At 62.9% G+C, this 15,811-nt stretch carries 12 protein-coding genes and 1 tRNA gene; all 13 read left to right on the forward strand.

All coding sequences use genetic code 11. From position 1 onward, the window contains the following. On the forward strand, positions 1–72 hold a 72-nt coding region (locus tag BKM74_RS18135; RefSeq protein ID WP_217895483.1), incomplete at its 5' end, for an EF-Tu C-terminal domain-related protein. A gap of 178 nt (positions 73–250) precedes the next feature. Then, a tRNA-Trp gene (locus BKM74_RS18140) sits at positions 251–326 on the forward strand. Positions 327–422: 96 nt separating this feature from the next. Next, a complete protein-coding gene (secE, locus tag BKM74_RS18145) occupies positions 423–620 on the forward strand; it encodes a preprotein translocase subunit SecE (protein WP_008946269.1) in 198 nt (65 codons plus the stop codon). Between the two features lie 5 nt (positions 621–625). Further along, positions 626–1,156 carry a transcription termination/antitermination protein NusG gene (gene nusG / locus BKM74_RS18150; protein WP_086467103.1) on the forward strand — a complete coding sequence of 177 codons (531 nt, stop codon included), beginning with the start codon at positions 626–628 and terminating at the stop codon, positions 1,154–1,156. A gap of 96 nt (positions 1,157–1,252) precedes the next feature. Then, positions 1,253–1,681, forward strand: a complete 429-nt coding sequence (gene rplK / locus BKM74_RS18155) for a 50S ribosomal protein L11 (protein ID WP_086467104.1) — start codon at positions 1,253–1,255, stop codon at positions 1,679–1,681. Between the two features lie 4 nt (positions 1,682–1,685). After that, positions 1,686–2,381 carry a 50S ribosomal protein L1 gene (rplA, locus tag BKM74_RS18160; protein ID WP_086467105.1) on the forward strand — a complete coding sequence of 232 codons (696 nt, stop codon included), beginning with the start codon at positions 1,686–1,688 and terminating at the stop codon, positions 2,379–2,381. Positions 2,382–2,655: 274 nt separating this feature from the next. Continuing rightward, a complete protein-coding gene (gene rplJ, locus BKM74_RS18165) occupies positions 2,656–3,165 on the forward strand; it encodes a 50S ribosomal protein L10 (RefSeq protein WP_086467106.1) in 510 nt (169 codons plus the stop codon). 61 nt (positions 3,166–3,226) lie between these two features. Beyond that, positions 3,227–3,607, forward strand: coding sequence for a 50S ribosomal protein L7/L12 (gene rplL / locus BKM74_RS18170; protein WP_086467107.1), 381 nt, complete (start codon positions 3,227–3,229; stop codon positions 3,605–3,607). 284 nt (positions 3,608–3,891) lie between these two features. After that, positions 3,892–8,082, forward strand: a complete 4,191-nt coding sequence (rpoB, locus tag BKM74_RS18175; protein WP_086467108.1) for a DNA-directed RNA polymerase subunit beta — start codon at positions 3,892–3,894, stop codon at positions 8,080–8,082. Between the two features lie 47 nt (positions 8,083–8,129). Beyond that, the gene (rpoC, locus tag BKM74_RS18180; protein WP_086467109.1) at positions 8,130–12,302 is read left to right on the forward strand and encodes a DNA-directed RNA polymerase subunit beta'; all 4,173 of its coding nucleotides are present in this window, start codon (positions 8,130–8,132) and stop codon (positions 12,300–12,302) included. A 421-nt stretch (positions 12,303–12,723) separates the two neighbouring features. After that, a complete protein-coding gene (gene rpsL / locus BKM74_RS18185; RefSeq protein ID WP_008946261.1) occupies positions 12,724–13,095 on the forward strand; it encodes a 30S ribosomal protein S12 in 372 nt (123 codons plus the stop codon). 12 nt (positions 13,096–13,107) lie between these two features. Continuing rightward, positions 13,108–13,578: a 30S ribosomal protein S7 gene (rpsG, locus tag BKM74_RS18190; protein WP_086467110.1), complete on the forward strand. Its 471-nt coding sequence runs from the start codon at positions 13,108–13,110 to the stop codon at positions 13,576–13,578. Between the two features lie 27 nt (positions 13,579–13,605). After that, positions 13,606–15,684, forward strand: a complete 2,079-nt coding sequence (gene fusA / locus BKM74_RS18195; protein ID WP_086467111.1) for an elongation factor G — start codon at positions 13,606–13,608, stop codon at positions 15,682–15,684. The last annotated feature ends 127 nt before the right edge of the window (positions 15,685–15,811 follow it).

Genomic DNA, 15,811 nt, shown 5'->3' on the forward strand with positions numbered 1-15,811 from the left:
GGCCTGCGCTTCGCGATCCGCGAAGGTGGGCGCACCGTCGGCGCCGGCGTCGTCGCCAAAGTAGTCGAGTAATCGGGGTCCGGGCGTCAAACTTCCTGCAAACTCAACAGTTTGCAGGAAGTGTTTGACGCGCGCCCCGGTTCGGACCAATATTTGCGCCCTTTGACATAGGGCGTTGACAGGTTCCGAACCGGTGCTACTGGGCTTCCGGCCCGGTCTTTGCCGTCCCGAAAGGGAGGGTGATGTGCCTAGGAGTGTAGCTCAATTGGTAGAGCACCGGTCTCCAAAACCGGGGGTTGGGGGTTCGAGCCCCTCCACTCCTGCCAGCATTCTGGCGGGTCATCGTCTGGATCGGGTTCGAAGCGCCGGGCACATTGTGGGTGCGGCGTAGTTTGTTTTTACGTTAACGAGAGCGGTTTTGCATGGCAAAGACCTCTCCCGCACAATTCGTGCGGCAGGTGCGTCAGGAAATGGCCAAGGTTACCTGGCCGACCCGGAAGGAAACGGCAGTTACGACAGTCACCGTGCTGGTGATGGTGTTCGTGGCGGCGATTTTCTTTTTCCTGGTCGATCAGGTGCTGGCATTCGGCGTGCGACAGATTCTCGGGCTGGGGGGCTGACCATCGTGGCCAAGCAGTGGTACGTCGTGCACGCTCATTCCGGCTTCGAGAAGAAGGTGGCGCAGTCGATCAAGGAACAGGCCCTGCGCAAGGGGCTTGATCACCTGATGGGCGATGTGCTCGTCCCGACCGAGGAAGTGGTCGAGATGCGCCGTGGCCAGAAGGTGAACGCCGAGCGCAAGTTCCTGCCGGGTTATCTCCTGGTGAACATGGACCTGACCGACGAAACCTGGCATCTCGTGCGCAACACGCCGAAGGTTTCCGGTTTCCTGGGCGGCCGCGGCAAGCCGATGCCGATCACCGAGGCCGAAGCCAACCGGATTCTGCGCCAGGTCGAGGAGGGCGTGGAACGCCCCCGGCCCTCGATCACCTTCGAGGTGGGCGAGCAGGTGCGGGTTTCCGACGGTCCCTTCACCTCCTTCAACGGCTTTGTCGAAGAGGTTGACGAGGAGCGCGCGCGTCTCAAGGTCGCGGTGTCGATCTTCGGGCGCTCGACGCCGGTCGATCTGGAATACGCCCAGGTCGAAAAGGTTTGATGATTTTTTCCGCACCGCGCTCCGGCGCGGCGCGTTTCGCGCGTGGAAGGGCCGCCATGCCCGCACCACGCTCCTTCCCGATAAGGAGGTTAGACAGTGGCAAAGAAGATCGTCGGCTATATCAAGCTGGAAATTCCGGCTGGTAAAGCCAACCCGTCGCCGCCCGTGGGCCCGGCCCTCGGCCAGCGCGGTCTGAACATCATGGAATTCTGCAAGGCCTTCAATGCGGCGACGCAGAGCGTGGATCCGGGCACCCCGACGCCGGTGGTGATCACGGCCTATGCCGACCGGACTTTCAGCTTCGTCACCAAGACGCCGCCGGCCAGCTTCTTCATCAAGCAGGCCGCCAAGCTGCCGAAGGGCTCGCCGACTCCGGGCAAGGGCACGGTCGGCACGGTCTCGATGGACCAGCTGCGCGAGATCGCGGAAAAGAAGATGCCCGATCTGAATGCGAACGACGTCGACGCCGCCTGCCGCATGCTTGTCGGTTCGGCGCGCTCCATGGGCATTCAGGTGACGGAGTAAGACGATGGCAAAGCAGGCAAAGCGTATGGCTGCGGCCTATGAGGGCGTCGATCGCCTGAAGGCCTATGATGCCGCCGAGGCGGTGAAGCTGATCAAGGGGTCCAGCACGGCGAAGTTCGACGAGACCGTCGAAGTCGCGATGAATCTGGGCGTCGATCCGCGCCACGCCGACCAGATGGTCCGTGGCATGATCTCGCTGCCGAACGGTACCGGCAAGAGCGTTCGCGTCGCGGTGTTCGCCAAGGGCGACAAGGCCGAAGAGGCGAGGGCCGCCGGCGCCGACATCGTCGGTGACGACGATCTGGCCGAGAAGGTGCAGGCCGGCGAGATGAATTTCGACCGCGTGATCGCCACGCCGGACATGATGGTGGTGGTTGGCAAGCTCGGCCGCGTTCTCGGCCCGCGCGGCCTGATGCCGAACCCGAAGCTGGGCACGGTCACGCCGAATGTCGGCGAGGCGGTGAAGGCGGCAAAGGGCGGCCAGGTGGAGTTCCGCGTCGAGAAGGCGGGCATCATCCATGCCGGCATCGGCAAGGTCAGCTTCTCCGAGGAGGCGCTGCTCGAAAATCTGAAGGCATTCGTCGGCGCGGTCAGCCGGGCCAAGCCGGCAGGCGCCAAGGGCACCTACATCAAGAAGATCTCGCTCAGCTCCACCATGGGGCCGGGCCTGAAGCTGGATGTCGGTACCGTCTCGGCGTAAGCCGGACGGCGCAATCTGTTTCCGTCCGGCTTCGGCCGGACGGTAAAAGGCGGCGGGTTCGCCCGTCGCCAACCTGTCCGAGACTGCAGGCGCCGACCGGGACACCGGAAGGCTTAATGCCGTCCTGCATAGATGGGGGGAGAGACCGTTTTCGAACGGCTTGAACTTCAGGACAGACAAGCCGGGTCCGGTTTCGTCCGGGCCCAGAGTGAACCATCCGCCAACACCCGCACCCCCGGGGGCGTGTCGCGGCGGATCAGAGCGGAGACGACCGTTGAACCGTACCGAAAAGGAAGTGCTGGTCGGCGAGTTGAACCGTACCTTGAGCGAAACCGCCATCGTCGTGGTGACCCGTCAGTCGGGCCTCACCGTCGCCGAAGTGTCGGACCTTCGCGCCAAGATGCGGACAGCCGGCGCGCGCTACAAGGTCACGAAGAACCGGTTGGCACGTCTCGCCCTGAAGGGCACGCAATATGAGCAGCTCGATGCGCTGTTCACCGGACCGACGGCGATTAGCACGGCGGCGGACCCGGTGGCAGTGGCGAAGGTGGCTGTCGATTTCGCCAAGGCGAACGACAAGCTGACCATCGTGGGCGGCGCGTTCGGGGACCAGATGCTGGATGTCGATAGCATCAAGAATCTGGCCACCCTGCCGTCGCTGGACGAGCTGCGCGGCAAGATCGTCGGCCTGCTGCAGGCCCCGGCGACCAAGCTGGCTGGCGTCATCCAGGCGCCCGCGGCACAGCTTGCCCGCGTGCTCAATGCTAAGGCCCAACAGGGTTAAGACGGTGCGAACCGTCCCGTTTACAACGATTACTGAAGTTCAAGCTTAGGAGAATACTGATATGGCCGATCTGCAGAAGCTGGCTGAAGACCTGTCCAGCCTGACCGTCATCGAGGCCGCCGAGCTGGCCAAGATGCTGGAAGAGAAGTGGGGCGTTTCCGCCGCGGCGCCGGTTGCCGTGGCTGCCGCTGCTGGTGCCGCTGGCGGCGCCGCCGAGGTTGCCGAAGAGAAGACCGACTTCGACGTCATCCTGGCCAGCGCCGGTGACAAGAAGATCAACGTGATCAAGGAAGTTCGCGCGATCACCGGTCTGGGCCTCAAGGAAGCCAAGGATCTCGTCGAGGCCGCGCCGAAGACCGTCAAGGAAGGCGCGAACAAGGAAGAGGCCGACAAGATCAAGAAGCAGCTCGAAGAGGCGGGTGCCACTGTCGAGATTAAGTAAATTGCCGACTTCGTCGGTTATTGCGGTCGTCCGGCGGCGGGTTCTTCCCGCCGCCGGTGCGGCTGTTTTTGCGTTTTCGGCGGCACAGGCCGTTTTCCTGGACGTTTCCCTTTAGGGGGCAGGAAAACGGCGTGTGTCGTCGGTTGGACTCCGGGTTTCCCGGCCGGTCCGGCAGACGAGGCAGATAGGGACGCCATGCCGCACTCCGTGTAGCAGGCGTCGCGGCGATTACCGGTAGAGCCGGTTTTCGCTTGGTTGCAACCATTTCGCTCAGAGGGGCAACAATGGCTCTTTCCTTTACCGGTCGTAAGCGAATCCGTAAATCCTTCGGCCGTATCCCGGAAGTGGCGCCCATGCCCAACCTCATCGAGGTGCAGAAGGCGTCGTACGATGCCTTCCTGCAGATGGACGCGAAGCCGGAGACGCGCCCCACCGCCGGGCTGCAGGAAGTGTTCAAGTCGGTTTTCCCGATCAAGGACTTCTCCGAGCGCTCCATGCTCGAATTCGTGAAGTACGAGTTCGAGGAACCGAAATACGATACCGAGGAATGCCAGCAGCGCGGCATCACCTACGCGGCGCCGCTGAAGGTCACGCTGCGCCTGGTGGTGTGGGATATCGACGAGGATACCGGCGCCAAGTCGATCCGCGATATCAAGGAGCAGGACGTGTACATGGGCGATATGCCGCTCATGACCGCGAACGGCACCTTCATCGTGAATGGCACCGAGCGCGTCATTGTCTCGCAGATGCATCGTTCGCCGGGCGTGTTCTTCGACCATGACAAGGGCAAGACGCACTCCTCTGGCAAGTATCTGTTCGCCGCGCGCGTCATCCCCTATCGCGGGTCCTGGCTGGATTTCGAATTCGATGCCAAGGATCTGGTCTATGTGCGCATCGACCGCCGCCGCAAGCTGCCCGCCACGACCCTGCTGTTCGCGCTGATCGGCAATGAAGGTGAGGAGTATGTGAAGCAGTGCGAGGCTGATGGCGTCGATGTCGACCGCAGCCGCGTCACCGGGATGAGCAAGGAGGAGGTTCTCTCCGCCTTCTACAGCACCATCACCTACAGCCAGGCCGGCAAGGGCTGGAAGACCGCGTTCCGCCCCGAGGCGATGCGCGGCGTGAAGCTGATCGATGATCTGATCGACGCCGCGTCCGGCAAGGTGATGGCCGAGGCCGGCACCAAGATGACCCCGCGCCTGGGCCGCAAGCTGCAGGAAGACGGGCTGGACGAGGTGTTCGTCACCGCCGAGGCGATGGTCGGCCGGTTCGTCGCCGCCGACCTCATCAACGAGGAGACCGGCGAGGTCTATATCGAGGCCGGCGACGAGCTGACGACCGAACTGATCGACGGGCTGGTCGAAGCCAAGATCACCGAGATTCCGGTGCTCGACATCGACCATGTGACGGTCGGCGCCTATATGCGCAACACGCTGGCGGCCGACAAGAACAACACCCGCGAAGACGCGCTGATCGACATCTACCGCGTGATGCGCCCGGGCGAGCCGCCGACGCTGGAGACCGCCGAGGCGCTGTTCCACGGGCTGTTCTTCGATTCCGAGCGCTATGATCTGTCCGCGGTTGGCCGGGTGAAGATGAATGCCCGCCTCGACCAGAAGACCGAGGATCAGCTGCGTGTGCTGCGCAAGGAGGACATCCTTGCCATCCTGAAGACGCTTGTCGATCTGAAGGACGGCCGCGGCGAGATCGACGATATCGATCATCTCGGCAACCGCCGTGTGCGTTCGGTCGGCGAGCTGATGGAGAATCAGTACCGTATCGGCCTGCTGCGCATGGAGCGCGCGATCCGCGAGCGCATGAGCTCGGTCGAGATCGACACCGTCATGCCGCACGATCTGATCAACGCCAAGCCGGCGGCGGCGGCGGTGCGGGAGTTCTTTGGCTCCTCGCAGCTCTCGCAGTTCATGGACCAGACCAACCCGCTGTCGGAGATCACCCATAAGCGCCGCCTGTCGGCGCTTGGGCCGGGCGGTCTGACCCGCGAGCGTGCCGGCTTCGAGGTGCGCGACGTGCATCCGACGCATTACGGCCGGATCTGCCCGATCGAGACGCCGGAAGGCCCGAATATCGGCCTGATCAACAGCCTGGCGACCTACGCAAGGGTGAATCAGTACGGCTTCATCGAGGCGCCCTATCGCAAGGTGAAGGACGGCGTCGTCACCGACGAAGTCGTCTACATGTCGGCGATGGAGGAGGGCAAGTACACGGTCGCCCAGGCCAATGCCGAGCTGGACGAGAATGGCCGCTTCGTGTCCGACCTGGTGTCGGTGCGCCGGGCCAGCGACTTCACGCTGGGCCGCCCGGAAGATATCGACCTTATGGACGTGTCGCCGAAGCAGCTCGTCTCGGTCGCGGCCGCGCTCATCCCGTTCCTGGAGAACGATGACGCGAACCGCGCGCTGATGGGCTCCAACATGCAGCGTCAGGCCGTGCCGCTGCTGCGTGCCGAGGCGCCGCTGGTCGGCACCGGCATGGAAGGCATCGTGGCGCGCGATTCCGGCGTTGCCATTGGCGCGCGCCGTGCCGGCATCATCGATCAGGTGGACGCCACCCGCATCGTGATCCGGGCGACCGAGGAAACCTCGGCCGCGGCGTCGGGCGTCGATATCTACAATCTGCTGAAGTTCCAGCGCTCCAACCAGAACACCTGCATCACCCAGCGGCCGCTGGTCAGCAAGGGCGATGTGGTGAAGAAGGGCGATATCATCGCCGACGGCCCCTCGACCGAACTGGGCGAGCTGGCGCTGGGCCGCAATGTGCTCGTCGCCTTCATGCCCTGGAACGGCTACAATTTCGAGGATTCGATCCTGATCTCCGAGCGCATCGCGCGCGATGACGTCTTCACCTCGATCCATATCGAGGAATTCGAGGTCATGGCCCGCGATACCAAGCTGGGCCAGGAGGAAATCAGCCGCGACATCCCGAATGTCGGCGAAGAAGCGCTGAAGAATCTCGACGAGGCGGGCATCGTCTATATCGGTGCCGAGGTGAATGCCGGCGACATTCTGGTGGGCAAGGTGACGCCGAAGGGCGAATCGCCGATGACCCCGGAAGAGAAGCTGCTGCGCGCGATCTTCGGCGAGAAGGCCTCCGACGTGCGCGACACCTCGCTGCGTGTGCCGCCGGGGGTGACCGGCACCATCGTCGAGGTGCGGGTGTTCTCGCGCCGCGGCGTGGACAAGGACGAGCGTGCGCTCGCCATCGAACGGGCCGAGATCGAGCACCTGGCCAAGGACCGCGACGACGAACGCGCGATCCTGGAGCGCAGCTTCAACACGCGCCTGAAGGAAATGCTGCTCGGCAAGAAGGCGAGCGGCGGTCCGAAGGGCATGAAGGCCGGTGTCACGCTGACCGAAGAAATCCTGGCTGGCTATACGCCGGGCCAGTGGCGGCAGATCACCGTCGACGACGCCGCCATCATGGATGACGTCGAGGCGATGAAGACCCAGTTCGACGATGCGGTCGGCGTCCTGCAGGCGCGTTTCGAGAACAAGGTCGAAAAGCTGCAGCGCGGCGACGAACTGCCGCCGGGCGTGATGAAGATGGTCAAGGTGTTCATCGCGGTGAAGCGCAAGCTGCAGCCGGGTGACAAGATGGCCGGCCGTCACGGCAACAAGGGCGTCATCTCCAAGATCGTCCCGATCGAGGACATGCCCTATGACGAGAACGGCACGTCGGTCGATATCGTGCTGAACCCGCTGGGTGTGCCGTCGCGCATGAATGTCGGGCAGATTCTGGAAACCCATCTGGGTTGGGCCTCGAACGGTATCGGTCGTCAGATTGGCCAGATGGTCGATGGTTATCGCGAAGCGGCCCGTGCCAATGGCGAGACCAAGAAGCACGCGGTTGCAATCCGCGAGAAGCTTGCCGACATCTATAATAAGGAAGAGTACGCCGCGATCGCCGAACTTGACGACGATCAGGTGCTGGAGATGGCCGGCAATCTGCGCAACGGCGTGCCCGTTGCGACGCCGGTCTTCGATGGCGCCCGTGAGGACGACATCGTGGCCATGCTGGAACGCGCCGGTCTCGACCGGTCTGGCCAGGTGGTGCTGCGCGACGGCCGTACGGGCGAGGAATTCGACCGCAAGGTGACTGTCGGCTTCATCTACATGCTGAAGCTGCATCATCTGGTGGACGACAAGATCCACGCCCGCTCCATCGGCCCGTACAGCCTGGTCACCCAGCAGCCGCTGGGCGGCAAGGCACAGTTCGGCGGTCAGCGCTTCGGCGAAATGGAGGTCTGGGCGCTGGAAGCCTATGGTGCCGCCTACACGCTGCAGGAGATGCTGACTGTGAAGTCGGATGACGTCGCCGGTCGTACCAAGGTCTATGAAGCGATCGTCAAGGGTGACGATAATTTCGAGGCGGGCATTCCGGAATCCTTCAACGTGTTGGTGAAGGAACTGAAGAGCCTGGGTCTCAACGTCGAACTGCAGCAGAAGCGCGCTTAAGCGCGCTTCTGCCTGTCTTTACCGCCACCCAGCTGGGAGAGCGTGCAATGAACGAGCTCATGAAGATTTTCGGCCAGGACACTGGCCCGCAGAGCTTTGACGAGATCCGCATCTCGATCGCCAGCCCGGAGCAGATCCGCTCCTGGTCCTTCGGCGAGATCAAGAAGCCGGAGACGATCAACTACCGTACCTTCAAGCCGGAACGCGACGGCCTGTTCTGCGCGCGCATCTTCGGCCCGGTGAAGGATTACGAGTGCTTGTGCGGCAAGTACAAGCGCATGAAGTACAAGGGCATCACCTGCGAGAAATGTGGCGTCGAGGTCACCCTGTCGCGGGTGCGGCGCGAGCGCATGGGCCATATCGAGCTGGCCTCGCCGGTCGCCCATATCTGGTTCCTGAAGTCGCTGCCCAGCCGCATCGGCCTGATGATGGACATGACGCTCAAGGATCTTGAGCGCGTGCTGTATTTCGAGAATTACGTCGTCATCGAGCCGGGCCTGACTCCGCTGAAGCTGCACCAGCTGCTCAGCGAGGAAGATTACTTCAAGTACCAGGACGAGTTCGGCGAGGAGGCCTTCGAGGCTTCCATCGGCGCCGAGGCGATCAAGGCGATCCTGTCCAAGATCGACCTGGAGGAAGAGCGCACCCGCATGCGCGTGGAGCTGAAGGAGACCACCTCCGAGGCGAAGCGCAAGAAGCTGGTGAAGCGGCTGAAGCTGGTCGATGCCTTCATGGCGTCGAACACCCGCCCCGACTTCATGATCATGGACGTTATCCCGGTCATTCCGCCGGAGCTGCGCCCGCTGGTCCCGCTGGATGGCGGCCGTTTCGCGACCTCCGACCTGAACGACCTGTATCGCCGCGTCATCAACCGTAACAACCGCCTGAAGCGGCTGATCGAGTTGCGTGCGCCGGACATCATCGTGCGTAACGAGAAGCGCATGCTGCAGGAGGCGGTTGACGCGCTGTTCGACAATGGCCGCCGTGGCCGCGTCATCACCGGCACCAACAAGCGCCCGCTGAAGTCGATGAGCGACATGCTTAAGGGCAAGCAGGGCCGGTTCCGCCAGAACCTGCTCGGCAAGCGCGTCGATTACTCGGGCCGTTCGGTCATCGTGGTCGGCCCGGAGCTGAAGCTGCACCAGTGCGGCCTGCCGAAGAAGATGGCGCTGGAGCTGTTCAAGCCCTTCATCTATTCGAAGCTGGAGCTGTATGGCCTGGCCTCGACGCTGAAGGCCGCCAAGCGCATGGTGGAAAAGGAGCGGCCGGAAGTCTGGGACATCCTCGAAGAGGTGATCCGCGAGCATCCGGTGATGCTGAACCGCGCGCCGACGCTGCATCGACTGGGCATCCAGGCTTTCGAGCCGGTGCTGATCGAGGGCAAGGCGATCCAGCTGCATCCGCTGGTCTGCACCGCCTTCAACGCCGACTTCGACGGTGACCAGATGGCGGTCCATGTGCCGCTCTCGCTGGAGGCGCAGCTTGAGGCCCGCGTGCTGATGATGAGCACGAACAACATCCTCTCGCCGGCCAACGGCAAGCCGATCATCGTGCCCAGCCAGGACATCATCCTGGGCCTGTACTACATCACGCTGGAACGTGCCGGCGTGAAGGGCGAAGGCATGGTGTTCTCCAACATCGGCGAGATCGAGCATGCGCTGGCCACCAATTCGGTGAACCTGCAGGCCAAGGTCAGGGCGCGGCTGGAGACGGTCGATGCCGAAGGCACGCCTGTCACCAAGCTGGTCGAGACCACGCCCGGCCGCATGCTGCTGGCGCAGATCCTGCCGAAGCACAAGAATGTGCCGTTCGAGCTGGTCAACCGCCTGCTGACGAAGAAGGAAATCTCCAACGTCATCGACATCGTCTACCGCCATTGCGGTCAGAAGGAGACGGTGATCTTCGCCGACCGGCTGATGACGCTGGGCTTCGGCCAGGCCTGCCGCGCCGGCATTTCCTTCGGCAAGGACGATCTGATCATCCCGGAAGCCAAGGTGAAGCTGATCGAAGAGGCCCAGGCGAAGGTCAAGGAGTTCGAGCAGCAGTACATGGACGGCCTGATCACCCAGGGCGAGAAGTACAACAAGGTGATCGACGTCTGGTCGGGCTGCACCGACAAGGTCGCCGACGAGATGATGAAGAAGATGTCGACCGCCGCGGCGGACGGCTACGTCAACTCGGTGTGGATGATGGCGCATTCCGGTGCGCGTGGCTCCGCCGCCCAGATCAAGCAGCTGGCCGGCATGCGCGGCCTGATGGCCAAGCCGTCGGGCGAGATCATCGAGACGCCGATCATCTCCAACTTCAAGGAAGGCCTGACCGTGCTGGAGTATTTCAACTCCACCCACGGTGCCCGTAAGGGCCTGGCCGACACCGCCCTGAAGACCGCGAACTCCGGCTACCTGACCCGTCGCCTGGTCGATGTGGCGCAGGATTGCATCGTCATCGAGGAGGATTGCGGCACCGAGAACGGCATCACGCTGCGCGCGGTCGTCGATGGCGGCGAGGTTATCTCGCCGCTGGCCGAACGCGTGCTGGGCCGCACCGCACTGGAGGATATCGTCCACCCGCTGACCGGCGACATGCTGGTGAAGCAGGGCGAGATCATCACCGAGGCGGAGGTCGATCTGATCGACCAGGCCGGTATCGACCAGGTCCGTATCCGCTCGCCGCTGACCTGCGAGACGCGGATCGGCATCTGCGGCAAGTGCTATGGCCGCGATCTGGCGCGCGGCACCTCGGTCAATATCGGTGAGGCTGTCGGCGTCATCGCCGCGCAGTCCATCGGCGAGCCGGGCACGCAGCTGACCATGCGTACCTTCCACATCGGCGGTGCCGCCCAGCGTGGCGCCGAACAGTCGAGCGTGGAAGCGACCATCGACGGTACCGTGAAGATTTCCAACCGCAATGTGGTGGTGAACTCCGACGGTATCCCCGTGGTCATGGCCCGCAATACCGAGGTCGTGCTGTTTGACGACCAGAACCGTGAAAAGGCCCGCCATCGCGTGCCTTACGGCGCCAAGCTGCTGGCCGATGAGGGTGTTACCGTCACGCGCGGCCAGCGGATGGCGGAGTGGGATCCCTACACCCTTCCGATCATCACGGAAAAGGAAGGCATCGCCAATTACGTCGATCTGATCGAGGGCCTCTCCATGCGTGAGGTCACCGACGAGGCGACGGGCATCTCCTCGAAGGTCGTGGTTGACTGGAAGCAGCAGTCGCGCGGCAACGACCTGAAGCCGCGCATCACGTTGCGCGACGCCAAGGGCGAGGTGGTGCAGCTGGCCAACGGTCTGGAGGCCCGCTACTTCATGGCCGTGGATGCGATCCTGTCGGTCGAGAACGGTTCCAAGGTCCGCCCTGGCGACGTGCTTGCCCGTATCCCGCGCGAAAGCTCGAAGACTCGTGACATCACCGGTGGTCTGCCGCGTGTGGCCGAGCTGTTCGAGGCCCGGCGCCCGAAGGATTTCGCCATCATCAGCGAGATCGACGGCCGGGTCGAGTTCGGCAAGGACTACAAGAACAAGCGCCGCATTGTGGTGGTTCCGGCCGAGGAGGGCGAACAGCCCCGCGAGTACCTGATCCCGAAGGGCAAGCATATCTCCGTGCATGAAGGCGACTTCGTGCAGCGCGGCGATCTGCTGATGGACGGTAATCCGGTGCCGCACGACATCCTGTCGATCATGGGCGTGGAGGCTCTGGCCGCCTATCTCGTGAACGAGATCCAGGAGGTCTATCGACTGCAGGGCGTGAAGATCAACGACAAGCATATCGAGGTGATCTCGCGCCAGATGCTGCAGAAGGTCGAGGTGCAGGAGCCGGGCGACACCACGCTGCTGGTCGGCGAGCTGCTCGACCGCAGCGAATTCGAGATCGAGAACGAGAAGGCGATTGCCGAGGATGGCCGTCCGGCCGTGGCAACGCCGGTTCTGCAGGGCATCACCAAGGCCTCGCTGCAGACCAAGTCGTTCATCTCGGCTGCCTCGTTCCAGGAGACCACCCGCGTGCTGACCGATGCCGCTGTGAACGGCAAGATCGACACGCTGGATGGTCTGAAGGAGAACGTCATCGTTGGCCGCCTGATTCCGGCCGGCACCGGCGCCTTCATGACCCGCATCCGCCGGATCGCCGCCGACCGCGACCGCGATGCGATGGGCAGCGATGCCAAGGAGACCCCGCTGGTCCCCGCCGGCGATGCTCCCGACGCGTCGGTTGCGTGACAAGGTTGCCGGCCGTGATTGCCTGTACAGGCAGCCGGATCGGCTAACGAGATGAAACCCGGCCCCGCGGTGCGATACGAATCTTTCGTATTCCGTACCGCGGGGTTCGGTTTTCTTACGGATATGGCAAAACGTGAATCAATACGCGGTTTTGCTTGACGCTGGGTGGGGGCTTGAATAGTATCCGCCCACCTTAGCGGGGGCTGGCGGTAGGCTTCACGGTCTAAACGCAGTCCGCTCCGGTTCAAGGATACGGTGTCGCGGCTTTGTCGTGGCGTCAGTCCTAGACCGGGTACGGAAGATATTTTGGTTCGACACAGTATCCAAGCCACCGGGCGGAACGAAGGTTCCGAAAGGTGACGTTTCGCCTTTTGGGCGATGGTTACGGTTTTTGTTACTAGGGTCGCAGGGAAACGACTGTATGCCGACGATCAACCAGCTCATCCGCAAGCCGCGCGAGCAGCAGCTTGCGCGAAATAAAGTGCCGGCCCTTGAGGCCTGCCCGCAGAAGCGCGGCGTTTGTACGCGCGTCTACACCACCACCCCGAAGAAGCCGAACTCGGCGCTTCGTAAGGTGGCGCGCGTTCGTCTCACCAACGGGTTTGAAGTGACAAGCTACATCCCGGGTGAGGGCCACAATCTGCAGGAACATTCCGTGGTGATGATCCGCGGCGGCCGTGTGAAGGATCTTCCCGGCGTCCGCTATCACATCATCCGCGGCACGCTGGATACCCAGGGCGTGAAAGATCGTCGCCAGCGCCGTTCGAAGTACGGCGCGAAGCGGCCGAAGTAAGGAGCCTCATCCATGTCACGTCGCCATAGCGCAGAGAAGCGTGAGGTTCTCCCCGATCCCCGGTACGGCGATCAGGTGTTGACCAAGTTCATGAACAGCCTGATGTACGACGGCAAGAAGTCGGCCGCCGAAAAGATCATCTACGGCGCTTTCGAGCGTATCGAGAAGCGCAGCGGCCAGGACCCTCTCAAGGTGTTCCACGAGGCCCTGGACAATGTGAAGCCGGCCCTTGAGGTGCGCTCCCGCCGTGTTGGCGGTGCCACCTATCAGGTGCCCGTCGAGGTGCGCTTCGAGCGTGCCCAGGCGCTGGCGATCCGCTGGCTGATCGACAGCTCGCGCAAGCGGTCGGAGACGACGATGACCGATCGCCTTTCGTCGGAGCTGATGGATGCTGCCGGCAATCGCGGTGGCGCCGTGAAGAAGCGTGAAGACACGCATCGTATGGCGGAGGCGAATCGCGCCTTCTCCCATTACCGCTGGTAAGAAGACGGATCGGACCGGAGCCACACTATGCCCAGGACCACACCCCTCGATCGTTATCGCAATATCGGCATCATGGCGCACATTGATGCCGGCAAGACGACGACGACCGAGCGCGTTCTCTACTACACCGGCCGTTCCCACAAGATCGGCGAAGTCCATGATGGCGCTGCCACGATGGACTGGATGGAGCAGGAGCAGGAACGCGGCATCACCATCACGTCGGCTGCGACCACCTGTCAGTGGCGCGACCACCGTATCAACATCATCGATACGCCGGGCCACGTCGATTTCACCATCGAAGTCGAGCGTTCGCTGCGCGTCCTCGATGGTGCCGTGACGGTGTTCGACGGTGTGGCCGGTGTTGAGCCGCAGTCCGAGACCGTGTGGCGCCAGGCCGACAAGTACAAGGTTCCGCGCATCTGCTTCGTGAACAAGATGGACCGCACGGGTGCGGACTTCTATCGCTGCGTCGACATGATCGTCGACCGGCTGGGCGCGAAGCCGATGGTGCTGCAGCTGCCGATCGGGTCCGAGGCCGATTTCGTCGGTGTCGTCGATCTGGTCGAGATGCGCGCCATCCGCTGGAAGGATGAGTCGCTGGGTGCGGAATTTGTCTATGAAGACATTCCGGCCGACCTGAAGGACAAGGCGGCTGAATACCGCATGGCCCTGCTCGAGGCTGCCGTCGAAATGGACGACGCCGCGATGGAGGCCTATCTCGAAGGCAACGAGCCGGATGTCGCGACGCTGAAGAAGTGCATCCGCGCGGGTGGCATCGCCGGCAAGTTCGTCCCGGTCATCTGCGGTTCGGCCTTCAAGAACAAGGGCGTGCAGCCGCTGCTGGACGCGGTTGTCGATTTCCTGCCGGCCCCGACCGACGTCGAGAACATCCGCGGCGTGGATGTGGACGACCCGGAAAAGGAAATCATCCGCAAGACCGGCGATGACGAGCCGTTCTCGGCGCTGGCCTTCAAGATCATGACCGACCCGTTCGTCGGCTCGCTGACTTTCGTGCGCATCTATTCCGGCATTGTCGAAACCGGTACCTCGATCCTGAACTCGGTGAAGGGTGACAAGGAACGCGTCGGCCGCATGCTGCTGATGCACGCCAACAGCCGCGAAGACGTGAAGGAAGCGCGCGCCGGTGACATCGTCGCCATTGCCGCGCTGAAGGGCACGACCACGGGTGACACGCTGTGCGACCCGCTGAAGCCGGTGATCCTGGAGCGTATGGAATTCCCCGAGCCTGTGATCGAGGTCGCGGTTGAGCCGAAGACCAAGACCGACCAGGAGAAGATGGGCCTGGCGCTGAACCGTCTGGCGCAGGAGGATCCGTCCTTCCGCGTGTCGACCGACAATGAGAGCGGTCAGACGGTCATCAAGGGCATGGGCGAACTGCATCTCGAGATCATCGTCGATCGCATGCGCCGTGAGTTCAAGGTGGAGGCCAATGTCGGCGCTCCGCAGGTGGCTTACCGCGAGACGATCAGCAAGGTCGCCGAGGTTGACTACGTTCATAAGAAGCAGTCGGGCGGTTCTGGTCAGTTCGCTAAGATCAGCCTGCGCTTCGAGCCGCAGCAGCCGGGCGAAGGCTTCCTGTTCCACAACGCCATCGTTGGCGGTTCGGTGCCCAAGGAATATGTCCCGGGCGTCGAAAAGGGCCTGAATTCTTCCCGCGACTCGGGCGTCATCGCCGGCTTCCCGGTGATCGACTTCAAGGTCACGCTGGTCGACGGCGCCTACCATGACGTTGACTCCAGCGTTCTGGCCTTCGAAATCGCCGCGCGCGCTGCCTTCAAGGAAGGCATCGCCAAGGCCGGCCCGAAGCTGCTGGAGCCGATCATGCGGGTCGAGGTGGTGACGCCGGAAGATTATATGGGCGACATCATCGGCGACCTGAACAGCCGCCGCGGCCAGGTTACCGGCATGGATCAGCGCGGTAATGCCCGCGTCGTCAATGCCATGGTGCCGCTGGCCAATATGTTCGGCTATGTGAACAACCTGCGCTCGATGAGCCAGGGCCGTGCACAGTACTCCATGTTCTTCGATCACTACGAGGCGGTGCCGCAGGCAGTCGCCGACGAAGTGAAAGCGAAGATGGCGTAAGCCGCCGTTAACCAGTCAGATACGCGATAAAAAGCGCTTTACGGAGACCACCACGATGGCTAAAGCGAAGTTTGAACGGAACAAGCCGCACTGCAACATTGGGACGATTGGCCATGTTGACCATGGC

This window comes from Oceanibaculum nanhaiense, from assembly GCF_002148795.1.
Lineage (GTDB): Bacteria > Pseudomonadota > Alphaproteobacteria > Oceanibaculales > Oceanibaculaceae > Oceanibaculum > Oceanibaculum nanhaiense.